The sequence below is a fragment of the Formosa bonchosmolovskayae genome (genome assembly GCF_051016085.1).
In the GTDB taxonomy this organism is placed as follows: Bacteria; Bacteroidota; Bacteroidia; order Flavobacteriales; family Flavobacteriaceae; genus Formosa.
This window is the reverse complement of the sequence record NZ_CP174605.1, coordinates 899664-924639: the sequence shown is the minus strand read 5'-3', so window position 1 is coordinate 924639 and position 24976 is coordinate 899664. Positions and strand designations below refer to the sequence as shown.

The following is a 24976-nucleotide window of genomic DNA, read 5'->3' as shown; positions in this document are numbered from 1 at the left end:
AAAAAAGAAAGCCGTTTAGTTAACTAAACGGCTTTCTTTTTTATACTCGAAACGATGCGAGGATAATATGCTCTATTCCTCTTCTGGCGAAGTAGACTCGTTAATGATTGTCGAAATAGAAGTTCCGTCATGTGCATGATAGTACTCTTCTAATAAATTCATTGTAGCGGTTAACAAGTCTTTAGTTTCTAACAATAAACTAAAGTATAAAGTCGTGTTTTTAGGACTCACTTCTTCTGTTCTTGTACGCTCTACTTGTTTCTGAATTTTTTCTGTAATTTCTTTATATAACGTTTCTTTCTCACTTAATATATTTCCAATTTCTTCAAAAGAACTGGTTTCAAATGCTTTTTGCGTTTTATTGAATAAGTTTTCAAATAACGAATCGATTTGCTTAAGTTCTTTTATCTGATTGAATTTAAGTTTTTTGTGATTGTTGTTTACGTGTTTATAACTTACTTTAGAAATGTATTCTAAAGACTGCGTCATATCCTGTAAGTATCCCAATATGTTAATATAGAAGTTACTTGCCGCAACACTAGAATCGTCTAAGTTTTTAATAAAATAGAAGATGTTATCTCGTAACTCATCTATCTCGTTACCTAATTTATCAACTTGTTTTTTATTCTGCTTTAAAGCTAGGTGATCTTGTTTAGATAGTCCGTTTATAGCGCCCGTGTAAATTTTGTTAACACGTTTTATAGCGTTAGAAATGTTTTTAGCACTTTCGTGTATAACACCTTGAATCGAGCTACTTTCTGCCCTAATTAATTGATGCTCTGCCTTAAGCTCTTTTTTCTTCTTATTAAGTTTTAAATAGTTTCTTATTAGTAATATCAGTGCAATTAATAATAAGATACCAACCATAGATGGAACGTGTAAGTTTATTAAATATGCGATAATGGCAGCCGAAATAAAGGCGATAAAAGCAGTAAAGAACCAACCTCCAATTACGTTTAATACACCGGCAACACGATATACAGCACTTTCTGCTCCCCAAGCTCTATCGGCTAAAGATGTACCCATAGCCACCATAAAAGTAACATAAGTTGTAGATAAAGGCAGCTTCATAGAGGTTGCAATAGATATAAGTACACTAGCAACCATAAGGTTTACAGCGGCACGAACCATATCAAAAGCAGGTAATTCGTATTTTTTATCTTTATTCAGGGCGATGGTTGGTTTTTCAAAACGCTTATCTATTTTCTCCTGAGCTTTACCAGGAATTATAGAATTAAAAACGTAAGAAATACCTACAGCGGTTCTCACTAAACCTCGAGATAAGAAGTTAGGTTGAAAACGTTCCTTAGTGGTTGCATTTTCCGAAGATAAATCGATAGATGTTTTTACTACAGCCTTGGCTTTGCTAGAAAACCACAAAGTCGCAATCATTACCATTCCAGAGATAAAAAGCAGTAATGTAGGTGTTCTAACCGCTTCGGCTAAAACCTCCATACTAAATTGATCTGCTGGTATTCCAGACGTAGACCATACCTGATACGATTGCCAAGCAGCGATTGGTACTCCAATAAAGTTTACTAAATCGTTTCCTGCAAAAGCTAGTGCCAATGCAAAGGTACCCACGATTATAATTAATTTGTAAATGTTTAGTTTTAAAACCGCAATATATAAATAGGAGATTGCAGTCCAGAAAATAAAACTTCCTAGCAATATAAATAGAACGTGATTTTCTAAATAATGAGATATGGTTAAACCGTCTAAAATGGCATAACTTTCTTCAGCGAAAGAGGTCCCTCCAATACCTTTAATAAAGATAAAATATGAAATTGAAGAAATAGCTACACCTCCAAAAAGTGCACCTACCCATTTTGCTTTTTTAATGAAATTATAAGATAATAATAAACGCGTAACCCACTGTACGGCGGCACCGACAGAAAAGGCTATCACAACCGATAGTAGTATTCCTACTATAATTTGTGTGGCTTTAGAGGTGTTTATATACGTTACTAAATCTAAGAAACTACCACCATCGTGACCAATTTTAATTAAGGCAATCGCAACCGAAGCTCCTAATAACTCAAAGACTATAGATACCGTTGTAGATGTAGGCATCCCAATGGTATTAAAGAAATCGAGTAATAATATGTCTGTTATCATTACCGCCATGAATATAATCATGATTTCACTAAACATAAACTCGCTAGGGTTAAATATTCCTTTTCTAGCGACTTCCATCATACCGCTAGAAAAGATGGCTCCTATGGCAACCCCTAAACTGGCAATAATCATTATAGACTTAAACGAAACTGCTTTCGATCCTATAGCGGAATTCAAAAAGTTTACAGCATCGTTACTTACTCCAACAACTAAATCTGCTATAGCCAAAACGCCTAAAGCAACAATCATTAATAGATATATATTCTCCATTGTTAATTTTAATAATAGATTGCAAATATCAATAGTGTTTCGGACTGACACGTTACGTTAATGTTATGATTTTTAATAAAATTGGAAGTCTTAATTGAGGTCATTTTATAGGTTTTTGGTGATGAGGTTTGTTATTTTATTTCATTAAAATTAAACCAAATGTTGATGATATTTAAGGCATTAACTTTAAATCTTGAATAGTTTGAATTGAAATACTGTTTTAATTATTTATATTTTAAATACATCTATAGTGTCCCTTAAATAGTGTCGTTTTATTTTAAAAGCAGAAGATACCATTTTTAATTTAAAATAGTGATGTTGGAACGCGGGGAATTATACAGTTGTATTTTTTTAGCGGACACTTATTTTTTTAGAATAATAATAGTGTAAAGGAGGGTGAAAAGGAGTCTCTAATATTTACCTATTAACAGCAGTTACCTTGTAACGTTTTTTATGGAATTCCGGTTAACAGCTGTGATTGCAAGGTTTTATTTTGTATTTTAGGAGGTATAAAAAACAAGAACTGCCTTAAAAAAGACAGTTCTTTACTTCATGATAAATAGTCGACAAAAACTAATAGATTATATGAATACTGCAAAGAAACGGATTCTCTTTTATGTAAGTGTAACCCTATTATTATGTTAGTATTAAGTGTCTTTTTGTAATGTTAACATAGTATTTGGTTGAAAATCAGTAAAATAAGCTTCAATGTTAAATTAATGTTACCAAATGATTGCCTGAATGTTAATAATTGATTATCTTTGAGGTATAATTAAAAAAACACGGACTATGAAAACGAAAATAATATTTGCTCTTGCTTTACTAATGGGAGTAGTAACATTTGCACAAGATAAAAGAGAATTAAAACTTAACGAAGGCACTCAACTTATTGAGGCCACGTATTTCCACGAGAATGGTGTTATAAGCCAAACAGGATTTTATACGCTAGATGGTAAGTTACAAGGAGAATGGAAACAATATGATGCTTCTGGTAAAAAACTTACTGCTGCAAATTATAATAACGGAGAAAAAGTTGGAAAATGGTTTTTCTGGGGAGAAGATACTTTAAAAGAAGTAGACTATTCTAACAACGCTATTGCTAGTGTTAGTGAATGGAATAACAAATCTACCCGTGTAGTAAGTCAATAAACCAAACGATATAATATACGAAAAAAGCATCCTGTTAAGGATGCTTTTTTTATATTAATAATTTGTGTTGTAAAAGAAAGGCTTATAAAGAAGTTGCCCAAGAGAATGTTGCAACATCTACAGTTGCAGCACCATCGTAAAGGCTGTTTTCGTTAGCTACTTCACCATTAATAGATACGTTTGTTATAGGACCATCGTTAGCCATGTCTATAATTGTAGCGTAACCTGATAAAGATAAACCAGTGATAGTTGCTCCAGATTCAGCTTTAAACTGTAATGCTTTACCTGCAACAGTAGAAACTGCAGTGAAGTTTACAATTGTAGGGTTGTTATTTAAACCATCTGCTTCGATAGCTGTAGAGAAACCTGCTTGGTTATGAGATACGTATGTGTTTGTTAAAGTACCATTCCAACCTTCTGTCCAGTCGATAGCATCATCTTCTAAATCTTGTACGTAAACATTAGTTGCATTTACCGTTCCTCCGAAGAATTCGATACCATCATCTAATCCACCTAATAAAGCTACATTGTTAATAGAAGTTCCACTACCAACACCGTAAAGTGTTAAACCATTATATTGAGAATCTGCGTTAATTTGAGCACCAGATTGTTTGATAACTAAGTATGCGATAGATCCAGAGTTATCAGTATCATTAGTACCTCCGTAGATAAGTCCACCTACTTCTGCAGTAGCATCTGTACCAGCAGTAGTAGTAGCATCTCCTAAGATAACTAAACCTCCCCATACACCAGTTTCAGATGTTGGTGCCATTACTACAGGATTAGATTCTGTTCCTTCAATAAAAATTTGAGCTCCTTTTTGGATAGCTATATAAACATCTGTACCAACTCCAGTGTTAATTGTTGTTCCAGCAGGAATAGTTAAAGACGCTCCGTCTTCGATACTTAAAATACCAGGTAGGTTATAAGTAACAGATGCATCTAAAGTCATGTCTTCATAGATAGATCCTGTTAAGATTGAATTGTTTCCAGCTTGAACCCAGTCAAACATACTAGCGTCTACAGTAGCAGGACCAGTGTAACCATCTTCTAAATTTGCAACTTCACCATTTATAGAAATGTTAGCTAAAGGACCATCATTTGCCATGTCTAAAGTAGTGTCATATCCGCTTAAAGAAAGACCTGTAATAGTTGCTCCAGATTCAGCTTTAAATTGTAATGCTTTTCCTCCAACACTAGAAACAGCAGTGAAGTTTGTAATTGTTGGATTTCCATTTACACCATCAGCTTCTATAACTGTAGAAAAACCAGCAACAGTGTTTAATACATAAGTATCTGTTAAAGTACCGTTCCAACCTTCTGTCCAGTCGATAGCATCATCTTCTAAATCTTGAACGTAAATGTTAGATGCGTTAACTGTTCCTCCAAAAAATTCAACACCATCGTCAGTACCATTTAAAATAGCTACGTTAGAAATTGAAGTTCCAGAACCAACAGCGTAAAGTGTTAAACCGTTATATTGAGAATCTGAATTAATTTGAGCTCCAGATTTATTGATAATTAAATAGTTAATAGAACCTGAGTTATCTGAATCGTTAGTACCTCCGTAAATAAGTCCACCTACTTCAGCAGAAGCATCTGTACCAGCAGTGGTTGTTGCATCTCCTAAGATTACAAGTCCACCCCAGTTTCCTGTTGCAGTTGGTCCCATAACTACTGGAGAATCTGCACTACCATTAATATTAATTTTACCACCTTTTTGTACAGCAATGTAAACATCTGTTCCAACTCCTGTTGTAATGTTTGTTCCTGCAGGAATAGTTAAAGTTGCTCCACTTTCTACGCTTAGTCTTGCAGGAAGTGTGTAAGCCGTTGATGGATCAAGAGTCATGTTCTCGGTAATAGAACCTTCTAATACTGAATCATCAGTACCACCTCCACCGCCTCCGGTAGAATCATCGTCACTACTACAGCTAAAAGCGAATACATTTAATACCGCAATTGCGCTTAAAATTGAAATTTTTCTAATTGTCTTTTTCATTTTGTTATGTTTAAATAAATTTAATTCTAAAAGTTAATGTTTACTCCTAAGGAGATTGTAGCTCCGTTTTTATATGATCTAATTGTTTCTGTACTTTCTGTTCCTGTTGCAATACTTCTTACATCCTGAGTCCTTTTAATTTCTGGATTAAGTAGGTTGAATGCTTTAAAGCTTAAATCGATATTGTCTGAAAGTTCTTGGCTAAATGTTGCATTTAATACCACAAAACCTTTTTCTATAATTTCGTTGTTGTATAAGTTAGATTGTGTTGTTTGACTGTCTGGAGCACTTCCTAAGGCATAAATTTTATCTGATGCATAGTTTCCAGAAATGTTAGCGTTAAATGCTCGCTCCCAGTTTGTAGAAAAGTTTAGGGAAGCATTCACGATATAGTCTGAAGCACCTTCTAACCCTATTTCATCTTTACCGTTATAGGTAAACGTATTTGCGATACTTCCGTTGTAGTTATAAAAGGTTCTTAAATCTTGAGTATGCCACATTCTTGTGAAGTTGAAACCTAAATCTAAATTGTAACCATTATCTTCTGTCGAAGATACTAAACCTAGATCTGCTTCTAATTCTAATCCAATAACTTGTGCTCTATCACTCGTGTTGTAGAAAGAGAAGTATCCTGAAGATCCTCTATCTAAAGTTCTGTTTATTGGGTTGTCTATGTACTTATAAAATCCAGTTGCAGAAATAAGTTCTTTTCTAGAAGGAAAAAGTTCCCATTTAATATCGAAATTATAAACATTACTTGCTTCAAGACCCGTGTTACCAACTACAACTTGATTGGTTGGAGATACATATCCAAAAGGAGCTATTTCTTTAAATTCTGGTAATGTGATTGTTTTACTAGCCGCTAATCTGAAATTGTTTTTTTCATTTAAAGCATATCTTACATTAAGGGCTGGGTAAATATTGTCGTAATTTTTAGTGACACTTCCATCTCTTCCACCTGGTGCATTTCCTACGTTATAGTCTACTATAATTTCGTCATTTTGGTAACGTGCTCCTAAAATGAAGTTGAATTTATTTATTGAGTAATTAACGCTTAAGAATCCTGAAGCAGAATTTAATTCTCCATTATAGGTATCTGGTAATTGTTGCACTAAACTTAATGACCCGTTATCGAAGTTTTCTTGAGTGAATACAGAACCTATATCGTCTATTGATGGAGGAACAACTTGTCCTGGAGCACCTATTTCATCGACACCGTACACTTGCGATTCGAAATCTCTAGTTTTATATCGGTAGTTACCTCCAACTGTTAGTTTTAATGAAGAGATAGTGTCGTTTTCGAATACGTTAAACACATCTTTTATACGTGCGCTATATTCAGAGTCTTCAATATCTTGAAACGATTTTCTCTGTTGTGTACCACCTTGGTTTGCTAGTTCAATAGTTTCAGCTTCTGTATCTGTAGGTTTTTTTATGTTAACCTCGTTTCTAATACGGTTAGGCTCATCTGCATCCATTTGGTTGTATCCGTATCCCCATGTCAAGTGGTTTCTTGTCCCAATTTGATGGTCTCCCATAATTTGATTAATCCATAATCGTGTTTGTATGGTGTTTTGGTCTACTACATATTGGCTATAGCTGTCTGGATCGTTAACTTCTTCAAAGACAAAACCATCGCGATTTCTACCTGCTTCAAAAACCTGATCGGTCAATTTATTAACAAATAAGCTTAATGCTCTTACGTTATGATTATCATCAAAATCGTAAGACATATCTACAAGACCAGTAGTACTAATTGTGTTACTGTAGTTTGTAGCATCTGTGTAATTTACGTCTAAAAGGTTTCTGTTGAATTGTTGGAATGTACCTTCGTTATATTCAAAATCGCTAGATTGAGAACCACTAAACAAGACTTTAAATTTATCTCCTATTTTAGTTCCTGCAGTTAAGGTGTAACTATAATCTATTGGCAAAGTAGTGCTTTCTGTATCCCAAGATTGCTGAGTGATCGCATCTTTTGTAGTCATATTACTAGAATAGAAACCAAAAGAAATATCGTCTTGGTTCGCTGTTCTTTTAAATTTACTTTGTCCAATAGCCTGTGTATTTAAACCAGATTCGAAACCAAACTGAAGTTCATTAATACCATTTAAGCTTCTAGAAGTAATATCGATACTTCCTGAAGATTGGTCTGAAGAATTTTCTGGCGAAAAGTTTTTGCTTATCGATATACTTTGTACAAGGCGTGTAGGGAAAAGACCTAAGTCTATGTTTTTCTTGTCCACATTGTCAGAAGGGACAGTCATTCCGTTTAGCGTTGTATATAAATAACGATCTCCTAAACCTCTTACGTAAACGTCTCCAGAAGCTTCACTACTTGAAACACCAGAGATTTTAGTAGCGGCAGTTGCGGCATCGCTTACTCCTAATTTAGCTAATTCTATAGAACCAATGCTTTCTTTAATTTCTACAGCATTTCTTTGTTCTAGCAGTAAGGCAACTTCGCTATCTTTTCTAGACGTTGTTGTTATTACTATTTCGCTTAATGCGGCAGCACTTGCTCCCATTACTACGTTGGCTTCCGTTACTTTACCTACAACAACAGTAAGCGGAATTTCTTGAGTTTCATACCCTACAAAACTATAAATTAAGGTATAAGTTCCAGGCTCTAAATTTTCGAAAGCGTATAAACCATCCATATCAGATGTTGTACCCTTGGTGGTGCCTTTAATTAAAATGTTTGCAAAGGCAAGCGATTCGTTATTGTACTCTTTATCTGTTAATTTACCTACTATCGAACCGGTGTCTTGAGCGTAAGAAAACGCGGTCGTTAAAAATACTAATGCTATTAAAAATTGTTTCATTTTGTCGTTTATTTTCACAAGGGCAAATAAACTTCTGTTTTTCCGAATCTTCTAGAATCACGGGTTAATGATAAGTGATAAAAAAGTTAATTTAAAGTTAGAGAATCTGTCAAGTTTTCGAATTCTGTAAACATTCTGTTAACATTGAAGCTTTAAAAAAGTGTTATCAATCGGGCTAGAAGTACTATGTATATTAGAAAGTGCTATATTGCGCTTACTAAAATACTATTATGAATTGGGAACAATTATTATCTCTAAAACGTTTTGGAGATGTTAATAAACGGTTAAGAAAGGACCAAGATGAAACGCGATTGGGGTTTGAAGTAGATTACGACCGTGTAATATTTTCGTCAGAATTTAGAAGTTTACAGGATAAAACACAGGTGATACCAATGTCTCAAACAGATTTTGTACACACGCGATTAACTCATAGTTTGGAGGTTAGCGTGGTGGCGCGATCCTTAGGACGTAAAATAGGAGAGAAGCTATTAGTGAAATACCCAAAGCTTAAATCCGAACATGGTTACTTGCCAAACGATTTTGGAGCCATAGTTGCTTCGGCCGCATTAGCTCACGATATCGGGAATCCGCCATTCGGACATTCGGGTGAAAAGGCTATTGGCGAATTTTTTAAAACAGGAGCCGGACTTAAATTTAAAGACGAGCTTACGCCTAAACAATATCAGGATTTATGCGATTTTGAAGGGAATGCTAACGGATTTAAAATCTTAACTCAGAGTCGTCAGGGGCGTGTAGGAGGTTTGCGATTGTGTTATGCAACCTTAGGCGCATTTATAAAATATCCCAAAGAATCTTTACCTAAAAAGCCATCGCAACAAGTGTCCGATAAGAAATACGGATTTTTCCAGAGCGAAAAAGATGCTTTTTTAGATGTGGCTCAGGAATTGGGTTTAATTAAGACAGGTACTTCTGACGATGTGAGTTTTAAACGACATCCTTTAGCGTTTTTAGTAGAGGCTGCAGACGATATTTGTTATACTATTATCGATTTTGAAGATGGTATTAATCTGGGTTTAATTGAAGAAGAATTCGCTTTAGAATACCTTATTAAATTAGTGAAGGAGGTTATCGATATTAATAAATATCATCAGCTAAATAATACCCAAGATCGTATTAGTTATTTAAGAGCTTTGGCTATAAACACCTTAATTAATGAAGCTATTTCCGTTTTTGAAGCTAATGAAGAAGCTATTTTAAACGGTACATTCGGAATTTCGCTTTTAGATAAAAGTAAATACGAGGCTCAAATAAACGATATTATTAAGATTAGTATCGATAAAATTTATCAATCTCAAGAGGTTTTAGATAAGGAAATTTCTGGTTATGCCGTGATTTCAAAATTATTAAATACATATATTACGGCCGTAAATAATGGCTATAATCACAATGCGTCGAGCTATGATAAGCTTATTTTGAAGATTCTTCCAAAAACCATTAATTTCAACGAAGACGATTTGTATTTAAGATTGTTAAACGTCTGTCATTATGTGTCACTATTTTCTGACAGCCAGGCTATTCTTACCTTCCGAAAGTTTTCGGGCAAGCATTATTAATTAAGATCTTAATTTTTGCATGGCTTGATTATTAGTTTATTTTTGTAAAAAACCAAATATTTATGAATAAAAAATTACCACTCGTATTAGGGCTAATAGTGAGTTTGTCCTTTACTTTTAGTTGCTCTAATAGCAAAAAAGACAACGACACTAAAACGCTTTCAATTACCGAAACAAGAGCTTTACATAAAAAGAATTTGGAAAGCAGTCCTTTTAAAGCAACTAAGGATTTATCTAAAAAAGATCGTGCAGCTAAAGGTTTACCACCAAAGCGTTTTATGGAACGTTTATGGGAGCTAACTATGAACCCGACTTTAGGTAAACCAACACCAGAAAACCTAGCGGTTATTCAAAAAGAATTATTAAACGAACGTACTGCAGGTTTAGCGACAGGTCGTGTTCCTGGAGACGATTCTAATAATAACTGGGTAGAACGTGGACCAAACAATGTAGGTGGACGTACACGTGCACTTCTTTTCGATCCAAACGATGCAACTAACGAAACTGTTTTTGCAGGTGGTGTTAGTGGTGGTTTATGGAAAAACACAAAAATATCAGATCCAGCAACAGTGTGGACAAGTGTTGGTATTCCAGAAAATTTAAATATAACATGTATTACTGTAGATCCTAATAACTCTAAAATTATGTACTTAGGTACAGGAGAATCTTATGTTTCTGGAGATGTTAATGGTAATGGAGTTTGGAAATCTACAGACGGTGGAAATTCTTGGAATCATGTTTTTGGTGGCGCTGAAGGCGAAACAATCTTACAAACCGATTCTGAAGTTGTTATTAATTCTCCTAGTAGTATTGCCGGGTCTTATTTATCTATAAGTGCCAGTTTCGGACCAAAAGCAACAACTAATATTACAGAAAATTTAGTATTAGTAGATGCTGGTGGAGCAACAGCAACAGAAGGCTGTACTGCTTTAGTCAATGGATCAGAGATTAATGGAAAAATTGCATTAGTATACCGTGGTAACTGTGATTTTACCGAAAAAGTAATTAATGCACAAAATGCAGGAGCAAAGGCTGTAATAGTTATTAATAATGTAGATGGTTCTCCAATATCTATGGGAGGTGAAGACTTAGCAGGTGTTATTAACATTCCTTCAGTAATGATTACTATGGACGCAGGAAGTAAATTAGTCGCAGAGATGAGTGCTGGAAACACTGTTAATGCTACGATTACTGCTACTGCTGGTGAGTATGCTGGATTCTATGTTTTAAAAGGAAATCAGCATGTTAACGATATTGTTGTTAGAGATAATAATGGTGTTTCTGAAGTTTACATAGCAGCAGGGGCAACTTTTTATAGCGATGCTTCTCCAAGTACACTTTTCGGACCTGACGATTATGGATTATTTAAATCTACAAATGCTGGTGAGTCATGGAGTTTATTAGGTTTACCATTAACTTCATCTGGAAATCGTTACGAGCCAAATGATATTGAAATAGGAGCAGACAACACGGTTTGGGTAGCTTCTAAAACGAATCAGATCAATGGAGATGGTGGCGGTGCTATTTTTGCATCTACAGATGGTAATGCATTTGTTTTGAAAAAATCATTAGCAGCGAGACGAACTCAAATTGCAGCATCTCCTACAGATGCCAATAAATTATATGTATTGGCAGAAGGGTCTAATGTTCCTGTTGTCATGGTAAAAACTACAGATGGTTTTGCTACTACTACAGATTTAACATTACCAGATGATGCAGATACAGGTATAAATGCTAACGATTTTACTAGAGGTCAAGCCTTTTACGATTTAGTTATAAAATTAGATCCTACAGACGATGAAAAAGTATTCGTTGGAGGTATCGATTTATTTAGCAGTACAGATGGAGGAAATGCATGGACTCAATTATCTCATTGGTTAGGAAATTATGGTTTCCCTTATGTTCATGCAGATCAACATGCTATTGTTTTTGGAAATGGAGACTCTTCAAAAATGTTATTTGGTCATGATGGTGGAGTAACGTATTCAGCAACGAGTGGGACACTTCCAATGACTAGAAATAACGGATATAATGTAACGCAGTTTTATACTGTTGGTGTGGCTCCAACTCAAGCAATTGAAGGCGATTATTTCGCAGCAGGAGCTCAAGATAACGGGACACAATATTTTGCAAATTCAGCTGCGGGAATAGGTGCTTCAGACGAGCTTACCGGAGGTGATGGTGCGTATACATTATTCGATGAGGATGGTACAGATACGTATGTTATTACAAACTATATTTATAATATCTCTATTGTTAAGTACGATTATAAAACAAATGTATTCACTACTATTAATAGTGAGCGTGACGAAATCGGAGAATTTATTAACCCACAAGTTTTAGATTCTAGATTAGATCTTTTGTATTCAAATTATTCATCAGAAACAGAAAATGCAGTTAAAATTTATAGAACAAAAGGGAATGCGCCTTATGCATTATCTACTTTAAAAAATGCTTTATTGGATTCACCAGTATTAGCCTTACAAGTAGATCCTTATGCGACAAGTTCTAGTGGTTTAGTGTATCTTGGGTTAGAAAACGGTAAATTATTAAAAGTAGAAAACCCTATTTCTCCATTCGGAAAGCGATGGACAGAAATTACAGGGCCATCATTTGTAGGGAGTATTTCTGATATCGAATTCGGACAAACATCAAACGATATTTTTGTAACCTTCCATAACTACGGTGTAAATAACATTTGGTTTACTAACGATGGAGGTACAACATGGAGCCAGAAAGATGGTAATTTACCAGATATGCCAGTAAAAGCAATTTTACAAAACCCATTAAAAGCAGACGAAGTTATTGTTGGAACAGAACTTGGAGTTTGGTACACAACAGATTTCTCTAGCGATTCTCCACAATGGAAATCAGCATTTAATGGTATGAGTAATGTAAAAGTAATGGACTTAGACTTAAGAGACGATAACACGATTTATGCAGCGACTTACGGTAGAGGTGTATTCTCAGGGAAATTTACTGGTGAAGCTTTAAGTATCGAAGAAAATGTGTTAGCATCTGGGATTTCTTTATATCCTACTGTGTCTAACGGAGAATTCCAAGTGAATTCTAAAACAAACCTTGGTGAAGTTAATCTTCAGATTTTTAATTTAAGCGGACAAACCGTTTATGTGAAGGATTTAAATTTAAGCGGAAACACTGCAAGCGATATTAGTATTAATGTGGCTTCTGGAGTGTATTTAGCGAAATTTACAGAAGGTGGTACATCTACAACTAAAAAGTTTATTATTGAATAATACTAAACGATTTTTAAATATTTTAAAGAGGAACGCTAGTCGTTCCTCTTTTTTGTTTTAATAACAGCTTATTTTATAAACTTTTTAATAGTAAAGTTGCCAAAGAGGTGGCGTCAAGGTTTAACGACTTCTGAAGTTCTGTAATAGATCCTTGTTCAATAAATGTATCAGGAATCCCAATAGTTTTAATAGATGCGGTGTAATTGTGTGTCGCAGCAAATTCTAAAACGGCACTTCCAAATCCGCCTACAATGGTACCATCTTCAATAGTGAATACTTTAGAATAAGTTCCTAAAATGGTATGCAATAAGTCTTGGTCTAAAGGTTTTACAAATCTCATATTATAAACAGCGATGCTATTTTGTTCGCTTTCGCTTAACAGATTTAGAGCGTCTTCAATATTATTAGCCATGGTTCCTATACTTAATACGGCAATTTTTGTTCCGCGTTTAAGCGTTTCGCCTTTACCTATTTCTATCTTTGAAAAGGGCTGTTTCCAATTGAGTTCTCGTCCTCTACCACGCGGATAACGAATGGCAATAGGATGTTCTAATCCCAATTGAGCTGTGTACATAATATTGCGTAGTTCGATTTCGTCTTTAGGTGCAAAAATAATCAGGTTAGGTATGCATCTTAAATAGGCCAAATCGAAAACACCTTGGTGTGTTGCGCCATCTTCTCCAACCAATCCTGCGCGATCCAAGCAAAAAATAACAGGTAAATTTTGAATAGCGACATCATGAATAATCTGATCGTATGCGCGTTGTAAAAATGTAGAATAGATATTGCAAAACGGCATAAATCCTTGGGTGGCTAATCCAGCCGATAAAGTCACAGCATGTTGCTCTGCGATCCCGACATCGAACGCACGATCTGGAAATTCGTTCATCATAAATTTTAAAGAACTTCCTGTAGGCATAGCGGGAGTAATACCTATTATTTTTTCATTGGTTTTGGCTAATTCCACAATAGTGTAGCCAAAAACATCTTGAAATTTTGGTGGTAATATGGTGTTTGACTTTGCAAACAGATCGCCTGTTTTGGCATTGAATTTTCCGGGAGCATGATATTTTACTTGGTCTAATTCTGCTTGCTTTAATCCTTTCCCTTTAGTGGTTATAAGGTGTAGGAATTTAGGGCCTGGAACCGTCTTTAATCGTTCTAATTCCGAAATTACTTTTGGTAAATCGTGCCCATCTATAGGTCCTGAATAATTAAAATTGAGGGCTTCAAAAATATTATCTTGTTTTTGAGTACCGCGTTTAACATTGGTTAAATACATTTTTAAAGCGCCAACACTCGGGTCTATTCCAATGGCGTTATCATTTAAAATAACTAATAAATTCGCATCGGTAACACCTGCATGATTTAAACCTTCAAAAGCCATACCGCTAGCAATAGAGGCATCGCCAATTATAGCAATATGCTGTTTATTAAAATCACCTTTAAGTTTAGAACCAATAGCCATGCCTAAAGCTGCCGAAATGGAAGTAGACGAATGTCCCACGCCAAAAGCATCGTATATACTTTCGTCACGTTTAGGAAAACCGCTTAATCCTCCGAGTTGCCTGTTGGTATCGAAAAGCGCTTTGCGTTCTGTTAATATTTTATGCACGTAAGCTTGGTGCCCTACATCCCAAATTAAAATATCCTCCGGTGTATTAAACACATAGTGCAAAGCAATAGTAAGCTCTACAACGCCTAAACTGGCACCCAAATGTCCTTCTTTTGTAGCTACTATTTGAATAATGAAATCGCGTAATTCTTTGGCGAGTTTTGGTAAATCTTCTTTAGGCAATAATCGAAGATCTTTTGGGGAATTAATATGTTGTAGTAAATGTGTCATACAGATACAAATGTACGTTTTGAAATTGTATTTTTACATTATGGAAAATATTTTTGATGATTCTTATTTTATGAAGAAAGCGCTTCAGGAGGCTGAGGTCGCTTTCGATAAAGGGGAAATTCCGGTTGGTGCTGTTATTGTTATCGATAATAGGATTATAGCACGAGCACATAATTTAACCGAAACTTTAAACGACGTTACAGCGCATGCCGAAATGCAAGCGATTACAGCGGCAGCTAATTTTTTGGGTGGAAAATATCTTAAAAAATGTACGTTATATGTCACCTTAGAACCTTGCCAAATGTGCGGTGGTGCCTTGTATTGGAGTCAGATTTCGAATATTGTTTATGGCGCGAGGGATGAATCGCGAGGTTGTATTAATTTAAATACAAAGTTGCACCCTAAAACTGTTGTAAAAGGTGGTGTCATGTCCGAAGAGGCTTCTGTGTTAATGAAGCGGTTCTTTGTGGAAAAACGGAATCTGAATTAGAGTTTTCTTTCGTCTCCTTCTCGTTCCCGCATTTTTTCTAAATTCTCCTTAGTCAACATATAATCTTTGGGATCCTTGTCTTTCCATCGGTAATAAGAAAATATAGGAAATACAACTAAAAATAAGCCCACAACACCAAATCCAATAAGCTTTTCGGAGTTCGGGAAGTCGAATATTAAACCTGAGAAAATGCTTCCAAAGGCAAGAAGACCTAATATAATGATGAGTTGCTTCATGTTAATTTGTACTATTTATTACGTGGTATCTTTGAGCCGTTAAAAGTACCAATTACTTATAGATATTTTGTTGTTTACATCTCTTATAATATTAAATGCGATACTATTTAATAGGGTTTAGATGCTAAGTGATGTCGTGTGGTGTTATAGGTTTGGCGTAACTGTTTCAAGTTTAATGCACTCAAAACTTTAACTTGTAAATTCTATAAGTTGATGTCTGTAAGCTGTTAAGAGCTTGGATTTAGAGATGTAGCCATAGTATTTTTCATCTTTAATTACAGGTAAATTCCATGCACCACTCGTTTTAAATTTATCCATAATTACGTTCATAGAATCTTTATCGTAATCAATAAGACTTACAGGAACTTGCATCAAGTTTGAGACCGTAACGGTGTCGTACTTATCTATGTCAAACATAATGTGTCTAATGTCGTCTAACCTTAACGATCCTAGAAATTCATGGTTGTCATTAACAACAGGAAAATGATTTCGTGATGATTTTGACACTGCATTTTTTAAAATATGCCCAAGTTTCATATCGGGTTTTAAAATGATAAAATTTTTTTCAATCACCTTATCAATATCTAAAACCATGAGTACGTTTTTATCTTTATCGTGAGTCATAAGTTCGCCACGTTCGGCCAATCTCATGGTATAAATAGAGTGAGACACATAGTGTTTTGTAATCGCAAACGAAATGGCAGAAACTATCATTAAAGGCACAAATAATTCGTAGCCACTTGTAATTTCAGCAATAAGGAAAATCGCTGTAAGCGGTGCATGAAGTACGCCAGCCATAAGTCCGGTCATGCCAATGAGTGTAAAATTGGTTTCGGAGACATGAAAACCAAATCCTATATTGTTAATTATTTTAGCGCAAGCATGTCCTAAAGTCGAACCCATAACAAGGGTTGGGATAAAAATACCACCTACACCTCCGGCTCCAAAAGTAGTGGTCATAGCAATAGCTTTAAATGCCGAAATCCCTAACAGTAAAATAATAACAATCCAAATGTTTGATAAGTCTACATTAAAAGGCGTATGCCCAATGGCGGTAATGTGATCGCCCTTTAAAAGATTATTCATAAGACCGTAACCTTCACCGTAAAGTTGAGGAATAAAAAACAACATGGTACCAATGGCAACACCTCCTATTAAAAGACGTAAAGCACGACTTTCAAATTGTTTAAAGAAGGCTGTAATGGCGAAAAATACTTTCGAAAAATAGATAGATGCCAATGCAGTAACCAAACCTAGCAGGATGTAAAACGGGATGTCTTCAACCATAAATTGTTCTATCAATTTAAAATTAAGTAGAACATCGGTTCCTAAAAACAAATAGGAGGTGACCACAGCCGAAATAGACGCTAGTAAAAGCGGAACTAGAGAAACAAAAGCAATATCCAGGCTAAAAATTTCGACAGCAAAAACTATTGCTGCTAATGGCGCTTTAAACATGGAAGCCATAGCACCGGCAGCCGCGCAACCTATTAAAAGCATTCGGGTTTTTGTATTCATATGAAACAATTGGGCGGTGTTGGAACCCAATGCTGCACCTATACTAACGGCAGGCCCTTGTAGTCCTACCGATCCCCCAAATCCAGCGGTTAATGGCGCTGTAATTAGTGAGGCGTAAATGTTATATCTAGGAATGATACCATTAAGTTTTGAAATGGCATGCAAAGTCGATGAAATGCCGTGTCCGATATGTTTTTTTAGCCAGGTTTGTTTAATGATGTAAACCAATAGTAGTCCAATAATTGGAAGTACAAAGTATAAGGCGCTCTCAGAGTCTTTAAATATATCTAAGTCAAAAAGCGAGCGAATAAAATAAGTTAGATTTTTAAGAATTACCGTGCCCATTCCAGACAAAAAGCCAATAAGTATACTAAGGATATAAACAAACTGACGTTCGGAAATATGTTTGTATTTCCAAATTAAAAATTGACGAAGAAGGTTTTTTGTGCTAAATGGCATAGTATAAAAATACTAAAAAAAAAGCGCGTTATTAAATTTCGTTTTCTGGCGTTAGCTTGTAAAATTAATAAGCTGACGACGATACGCGGTAAGTAATTTAGATTTTGAAATGAATCCGATATATTTATCATCTCTAATAACCGGTAAGTTCCATGCCCCCGAGTCTTGAAACTTCTTCATGATATCTTTCATCCTGTCGTTGTGTAAATCGATGATTTCGGGTGGCGCTTGCATTACATCACGAGCAACGACTTCTTTATATAAGGTTTGATCGAACATAATGGGTCTAATATCATCCAGCAGAATAATACCCTCAATTTTCTTAGTCTTCACATTAATAACTGGGAATATATTTCGATTGGACTTCACAACTGCCTTATGCACGATGTCGCCTAAGTTCATATCTGGACTAACTTTTACAAACTTGGTTTCAATTAAAGCTTCAATGTTCATTAACGTTAATACGGCCTGGTCTTTATCGTGTGTAATTAAATCCCCTTTTCTAGCCAACTCCATGCTGTACACAGAATATGGTAAGAAGTATTTGGTAACAATAAAACAAATAACAACCGTAATCATTAACGGGATAAATAATTTATAACCACCAGTTAATTCTGCAATTAAGAAAATAGCGGTTAGTGGTGCTTGTAATACACCTCCAAGGACACCTGCCATACCCACTAAAGTGAAATTACTCTCGGATAAGTGCAATTTAAAAAAGCCTAAGGTGTTTATAAATTTAGCAAATCCGAAACCCAGAACAGAGCCCATAAATAGGCTAGGGGAGAAAATACCTCCAATACCTCCGGCGCCAAAAGTAAGCGCACTTGCAATCACTTTAAACATAATTAATCCTAATAATAAAGCTAGAATGGCCCAGTTATTTGTAATGTCTATATGTAAGAAGTTATCGGTAACAACATCGTTAAAATTACCTGTCACCATATTGTTTATAACTTCGAATCCCTCACCATAAAGTGGCGGAATAAAGAACACGATAACACCAAGACCTGCTCCACCGAATAACAATCTTTTTATAGGAGACTTAATTTTGTCAAAAAAATCGTGAAAGAAGGCATAAACTTTAGTGAAGTAAATGGATGTTAATGCGGCTAAAATACCAAAAGCGATAAAGAAGGGTACTTGTTCTAATGTGAAAACATCTACCAATTGAAAAGGTAAAATGGTATCCGATCCGTAAAAGAAATAGGATAATAATACACCAGAAATAGACGAAATTAAAAGTGGAAGTAAAGAGATTAATGTTAAATCTAAACTAAATACTTCTATAGCAAAAATAATGGCGGCAATAGGTGCTTTAAATATGCAAGCAATCGCACCTGCAGCGGCACATCCCATGAGTAGCGTACGTGTTGCTTGGTTGGTGTGAAATAATCTTGAAATATTAGAACTTATCGCTGCGGCTGTAGATACTGTTGGGCCTTCTAGTCCGACAGAACCTCCAAATCCGACAGTAAGTGGAGCGGTAACTAAAGCCGAAAACATTTGATATTGTCTCATAATTCCTTTTTTCTTCGCAATGGCGCGGAGTGTCGAAGGAATTCCATGACCAAATTCTTGGCGAACAACATATTTTTTTACCAAATACGTTAATGTTAAACCTACTAGAGGAAACAGAAAGTAAAACGGGTGATGATACCCACTAACCACTTTAGTTTCTATGAGATGTTGAATGTAGTGCGTAGAATTTTTAAGAATTACAGCACCTAAACCTGCAATTAAACCGACAACAATACTTAAAAAATACACAAAATTCCTATGGCTAACATGTTTCGTTTTCCAAAGAAGAAATCTTGTAAGCAGCGATTTTTTTTGAGTTGGCATAATTAAAGTTTAAAAATCCCGCATAGGCGGGATTTAATTTTTTATGATTTTATGTTTAATTTTAAGCTAAGCTCGTCGAGCTGTTCATCGTCTATTCTTGATGGCGCATCTATCATGACATCTCGACCAGAATTGTTTTTTGGGAATGCAATAAAATCCCGAATGGTTTCTTGTCCGCCTAAAATGGCTACCAAGCGGTCTAGACCAAATGCTAATCCACCGTGGGGTGGTGCACCATATTCAAACGCATCCATTAAGAACCCGAATTGTGCTCTTGCATCTTCTTCAGAGAAGCCTAAGTGTTTTAACATGATGGCTTGCGTCGCTTTATCGTGAATACGAATAGAACCTCCTCCAATTTCGTTACCATTTAAAACTAAATCGTAAGCATTTGCTTTTACTTCTCCAGGATTAGTATCTAGTAATTCTATCTGACCTGGTTTTGGAGATGTAAATGGGTGGTGCATGGCGTGGTAACGCTCTGTATCTTCATCCCATTCTAAAAGCGGGAAGTCCATAACCCATAGCGGAGCAAATACTTTAGGGTCTCTTAATCCTAAACGTGTTGCTAATTCCATACGTAATGCGCTTAACTGTGCACGCACTTTATCTGTTGGTCCAGAAAGTACACACACTAAATCGCCTGCTTTGGCATTTGTAATTTCGGCCCATTTTGCTAAATCGTCTTGATCGTAAAATTTATCTACAGAAGATTTAAATGTTCCATCTTCATTACAACGTGAATAAATCATACCTAAAGCTCCAACTTGCGGACGCTTTACCCATTCGATTAATTTATCTATTTCTTTACGAGTATAACTGTTTCCACCTGGAACTGCGATACCAACAACCAATTCGGCATCATTAAAAACTTTAAAGTCTTTATGTTGTGTTACCGCGTTTAATTCTCCGAATTCCATTCCGAAACGGATATCTGGCTTATCGTTTCCGTATAAACGCATCGCATCGTCGTAAAGCATTCTTGGGAATTTTTCAATCTCTACACCATTTACTTCTTTAAGTAAGTGACGTGTTAAGCCTTCAAAGACATCTAAAATATCGTCTTGCTCTACAAACGCCATTTCACAGTCTATTTGTGTAAATTCTGGCTGTCTGTCGGCACGTAAATCTTCATCTCTAAAACACTTTACAATCTGGAAATATTTATCCATACCTCCAACCATAAGCAATTGCTTAAAAGTTTGTGGCGATTGTGGTAAAGCGTAAAATTGTCCTTCGTTCATTCTAGAAGGCACAACAAAATCACGAGCCCCTTCTGGAGTCGATTTAATTAAGTATGGAGTTTCCACTTCAATAAAGTCTTGATTAGAAAGGAAATTTCTAACCTCTTGAGTCACTTTATGACGGAAAATTAAGTTGTTTTTTACAGGATTACGACGGATATCTAAGTAACGATATTTCATACGTAATTCTTCTCCACCATCGGTTTTATCTTCAATAGTGAAAGGAGGCGTTAAAGCCGTGTTTAAAATAGTTAGTTCTGAAACTAAAATTTCGATATCTCCAGTAGGAATATTTGGGTTTTTAGAATCACGCTCTATAACTGTTCCCTTAACTTGAATAACGAACTCACGACCCAATTTCTGAGCCTGATCCATCATGGCTTTAGGTGTGCGTTCTTCATCAAAAATAAGTTGAGTAATACCATAACGATCTCGTAAATCTACCCAAACCATAAATCCTTTATCGCGTACTTTTTGTACCCAACCTGAAAGTGTTACTTCCTTATTTATATGAGACGATCTTAGTTCGCCACAATTATTACTTCTATACATATCTAAATTTTTGCTGTGCAAATTTAATGAAGATTAATGATTATAAACTAATAAATCCGAAGCATTATACCTCGGATTCATTAGTTTGCATATTACAACCTTTTCGTTAGTCGGCTACCTTTGCAATTCGTTTTTCAGATAACCACATTTTAAATCTTGAGGTTAAGTAGAAAAATACAGGAACAACAATTAAAGTCAGGAATGTAGCTACGAATAATCCGTAAATTACGGTCCAGGCTAAAGGTCCCCAGAATACTACGTTATCTCCTCCAATGTAGATGTTAGGATTAAAATCGCTAACCAATGTAAAGAAGTTAATGTTTAATCCAATTGCTAACGGAATAAGCCCTAAAATAGTGGTGATTGCCGTTAATAATACGGGACGTAAACGTGCTTTTCCAGCATGTACAATACATTCGTATAAATCGTCATGCTCTAAATAGTCGTCATCGTCTATGTCTAATGCAATTTTCTTTCTATCTATAAGGAGTTGCGCATAATCTAGAAGTACCACTCCATTATTTACAACAATACCAGCCAGCGAGATAATTCCCATCATGGTCATCATAATAACAAAAGGATCTCCTGTAAGAACTAACCCACCAAATACTCCGATAAAACTTAAGAAAATAGCCAACATAATTATTCCTGGCTTTGTTACAGAATTGAATTGGAAAATTAAGATGAAAAAGATAAGAGATAGTCCTGTAAAGAAGGCTCCCAATAAGAATTTCATTTGTTTATTTTGCTCTTCAATCTGACCTGTATAATCAATTTTCACATCGGCAGGTAAACCTTTAAAGGCTTTCATTTCTCTTTGAATTTGACTTACAATAGCAGCCGCATCTGTAAATCCTGGAGATAGCGCAGAATACACTGTAACCACACGTTTGGTGTCTTTGTGTTTAATGGCACTATATCCTGAAGTATTACTTTGTTTAGCAACCGCCGACACTGGAATTTCTTTAATTTTTCCAGTATTGTCTCTAAACGTAATTTTCTGATTAAAAATTGCACTCGTATTATATCTATTGGCTTCGTTAAAGCGCACATAGATATCGTAATCGTCTCCATCTTCTTTATACACGCCAGCTTTACTACCAAAAATAGAATTACGTAACTGTGTACCTACTTGACTAGCACTTACGCCTAGTTCTCCAGATTTTGCACGATCTACTTCTACCAACATGGTTGGTTTTCCTTTGTTAACATCAATCTTTAATTCGTCGATACCAGGAATATTTTTTTCGTTGATAAAATCGCGCATGTTTTGAGCTAGACCTATAAGTTGGTCGTAGTCGTTTCCTTCTATTTCAATGTTAATAGGAGAACCTGTTGGTGGTCCGTTTTGGTCTTTTTCAACCGAAATTAAAATTCCCGGATAAATACCCACTAATGCCTTTTGTACTTTCTGACGTAACAATTCACTATCTGCACCACGTCTAAATTTGTACTCGCGCATAGAGGCTGTAATTTTGGCTTTATGAGGCATTTCTGCCGCCGAACCTCCATCGGTTTGCGGATTTCCAGCACCTTCACCAACTTGCGAAACCGCACTTTCTACTAAGAAATTATAGTCGCCATCTTTATACATGTCGTCGTCTAAAACGTCATAGACTTTCTTCTCTATTTCCTTAGTGATGGCATTGGTTTTTTCGATATCTGTACCTTCAGGATATTCTATATATACAATAATTTGATTGGGTTTATTGTCTGGGAAAAATTCAACTTTTGTACGTTGCGATTTTAGCGATGCACCAAAAGCAATAAAAGAAACAATTAAACCTACAAAGGTGATAATGGTAATAAATGCAGGCCACCTTTTACTTAATGCACGACGTAATTCACGTTCGTAAAGATTTTCGAACTTAACCAAGATTTTAGTTTGGAACGTATTGGCCATTTTACGTAAAAATAGTCTGTAAATCCATAGCATTGCTGAGGTGAACAGCATTAAACCTCCTAATCCTCTATAGTCTCCTCCAAATATTAATATAAGTATACCAATAACTGAAATGATACCAGTTACCGCAACAATATTCTTTAATGGCATATCTACATCTTCAATAGTCATGAATTTAGAAACCAATACCGAGTTAAAGAAAATAGCAACGATTAGTGATGAACCTAATACGGTAGACAGCGTGATTGGGAGCAGAATCATGAATTTCCCCATAACTCCAGGCCAAAGTCCTAACGGAATAAACGCGGCAACGGTTGTTGCTGTAGAAATGATAATAGGAAAAGCGATTTCTCCAATTCCAACTTTAGCGGCTTTCTTCCTGCTCATGCCTTCTTCATCCATTAAACGATATACGTTTTCTACAACCACAATACCATTATCTACCAGCATTCCTAGTCCCATTATAAGACCAAAAAGTACCATGGTGTTTAGTGTGTAACCCAATAAGTCTAATATCATTAAAGACATAAACATAGACATCGGGATGGCGAAACCAACAAAGAGTGCGTTTTTAAATCCTAAGAAGAACATTAATACTGTAATTACCAGGATAACACCAAAAATAATGTTGTTTACAAGATCGTCTACTGCCCCAATAGTTACCGAAGATTGGTCGTTTGTAATGCTTACGGTTAAATCTTGTGGGAATACATTTTCTTTAGTATCTGCAACAATTTGCTGAATTTGCTCTGCAGCATCTACCATGTTTTTCCCTGCACGTTTTTTAACATCTAACATGACAACACGATGTCCGAATTCTCTAGCATAAGTTGTTCTGTCTTTTTCTTTAAACGTTACGTTAGCAACATCTTTTAAGTATATGGGATTTCCATTATCTGATTTAATAACGAAATTATTTAACAGTTGAGGGTTTTCAACTTCACCTAAAATTCTAATCGTACGTCGCTGTCCGCTTGAAATTAAATTCCCTGCAGACATGGTTACGTTTCCACCACGAACGGTATTAATAATATCGTCGAAACTAACTTGGGCCGCCATCATTTTATAGATGTCTACCGCAATTTCTACTTCTTTTTCCTGAGCACCACGAATGTCTACTTGTTTGATTTCTTGAAGGTCTTCAATTTCATCTTGAAGGTATTCTCCAAAATCTTTTAATTTATCTACCGGATAATCTCCAGAAATATTAATGTTTAGGATAGGCATTTCTTCCGATAGGTTTAAATCGAAAGCATTAGGCTCTACCTTAGCATCGTTAAATGTAGGCCAATCTTCTCCGGCTGTTTCAGAATCTATTTCGTCTTTAACCTTTTGTTTTGCGGCTTCTACAGAAATATCTTCGTCGAATTCTACAATAATCATAGAATAATCTTCCTGAGAAGTAGACGTAATTTCTACGACATTACTTATGGTTTTTAACTTGTCTTCTAAAGGGTCTGTAATAAGCTTTTCAATATCTTCGGCTGTATTTCCAGGGTATATAGAACTCACGTATATCTTGGTTTCTACAACTTCAGGAAAGCTCTCACGAGGCATGTGGTAATAAGCAGTAATTCCTAAATAGAAAATTACAGCCATAAGCACATATATCGTGGTTTTGTTATTAATTGCCCACGACGACATTCCGAATTCTTTGTCGATTTTCTTTTTGTGTTTTGTCATGATTT

13 protein-coding genes are annotated in these 24976 nt (G+C 35.5%); 4 read left to right on the top strand and 9 right to left on the bottom strand.

The features are described from left to right. Positions 1-72: 72 nt before the first annotated feature. The gene (locus ACKC83_RS03860; RefSeq protein ID WP_434037083.1) at positions 73-2388 is read right to left on the bottom strand and encodes an inorganic phosphate transporter; all 2316 of its coding nucleotides are present in this window, start codon (positions 2386-2388) and stop codon (positions 73-75) included. A 789-nt stretch (positions 2389-3177) separates the two neighbouring features. Between ACKC83_RS03860 and ACKC83_RS03855 the strand changes: the two genes are divergently transcribed. Continuing rightward, the gene (locus ACKC83_RS03855) at positions 3178-3537 is read left to right on the top strand and encodes a toxin-antitoxin system YwqK family antitoxin (RefSeq protein WP_434037082.1); all 360 of its coding nucleotides are present in this window, start codon (positions 3178-3180) and stop codon (positions 3535-3537) included. Positions 3538-3619: 82 nt separating this feature from the next. Here ACKC83_RS03855 and ACKC83_RS03850 read toward each other — a convergent pair whose 3' ends face one another. After that, positions 3620-5539: a hypothetical protein gene (locus ACKC83_RS03850; protein ID WP_434037081.1), complete on the bottom strand. Its 1920-nt coding sequence runs from the start codon at positions 5537-5539 to the stop codon at positions 3620-3622. Positions 5540-5565: 26 nt separating this feature from the next. Continuing rightward, positions 5566-8364 carry a TonB-dependent receptor domain-containing protein gene (locus ACKC83_RS03845; RefSeq protein ID WP_434037080.1) on the bottom strand — a complete coding sequence of 933 codons (2799 nt, stop codon included), beginning with the start codon at positions 8362-8364 and terminating at the stop codon, positions 5566-5568. A gap of 230 nt (positions 8365-8594) precedes the next feature. On the opposite strand from ACKC83_RS03845, the gene dgt reads away from it, so the two are divergent. Together dgt and ACKC83_RS03835 are read left to right on the top strand one after the other, a co-directional pair. Next, positions 8595-9938, top strand: coding sequence for a dGTP triphosphohydrolase (dgt, locus tag ACKC83_RS03840; RefSeq protein ID WP_434037079.1), 1344 nt, complete (start codon positions 8595-8597; stop codon positions 9936-9938). A 62-nt stretch (positions 9939-10000) separates the two neighbouring features. Then, on the top strand, positions 10001-13195 hold the full coding sequence (locus ACKC83_RS03835) for a PA domain-containing protein (protein WP_434037078.1): 3195 nt from the start codon (positions 10001-10003) through the stop codon (positions 13193-13195). A 73-nt stretch (positions 13196-13268) separates the two neighbouring features. Here ACKC83_RS03835 and dxs read toward each other — a convergent pair whose 3' ends face one another. Further along, positions 13269-15041, bottom strand: a complete 1773-nt coding sequence (dxs, locus tag ACKC83_RS03830) for a 1-deoxy-D-xylulose-5-phosphate synthase (protein WP_434037077.1) — start codon at positions 15039-15041, stop codon at positions 13269-13271. Positions 15042-15081: 40 nt separating this feature from the next. Here dxs and ACKC83_RS03825 point away from each other — a divergent pair, with 40 nt between their 5' ends. Beyond that, a complete protein-coding gene (locus ACKC83_RS03825; protein ID WP_434037076.1) occupies positions 15082-15531 on the top strand; it encodes a nucleoside deaminase in 450 nt (149 codons plus the stop codon). Here the strand turns inward: ACKC83_RS03825 and ACKC83_RS03820 are convergent. From ACKC83_RS03820 to ACKC83_RS03800, 5 genes are all read right to left on the bottom strand, one after another. Beyond that, positions 15528-15767, bottom strand: a complete 240-nt coding sequence (locus tag ACKC83_RS03820) for a hypothetical protein (protein WP_414036531.1) — start codon at positions 15765-15767, stop codon at positions 15528-15530. The two genes, ACKC83_RS03825 and ACKC83_RS03820, sit on opposite strands and share 4 nt — an antisense overlap. Positions 15768-15956: 189 nt before the next feature. Next, positions 15957-17744 (bottom strand): chloride channel protein, encoded by a 1788-nt coding sequence (locus ACKC83_RS03815; RefSeq protein WP_434037075.1) that lies wholly within the window; start codon positions 17742-17744, stop codon positions 15957-15959. Positions 17745-17795: 51 nt separating this feature from the next. After that, positions 17796-19589, bottom strand: coding sequence for a chloride channel protein (locus ACKC83_RS03810; protein ID WP_414036533.1), 1794 nt, complete (start codon positions 19587-19589; stop codon positions 17796-17798). Between the two features lie 41 nt (positions 19590-19630). After that, positions 19631-21385: an aspartate--tRNA ligase gene (gene aspS, locus ACKC83_RS03805; RefSeq protein WP_434037074.1), complete on the bottom strand. Its 1755-nt coding sequence runs from the start codon at positions 21383-21385 to the stop codon at positions 19631-19633. Positions 21386-21491: 106 nt separating this feature from the next. Then, positions 21492-24971, bottom strand: coding sequence for an efflux RND transporter permease subunit (locus tag ACKC83_RS03800; protein ID WP_434037073.1), 3480 nt, complete (start codon positions 24969-24971; stop codon positions 21492-21494). Positions 24972-24976 lie beyond the last annotated feature (5 nt).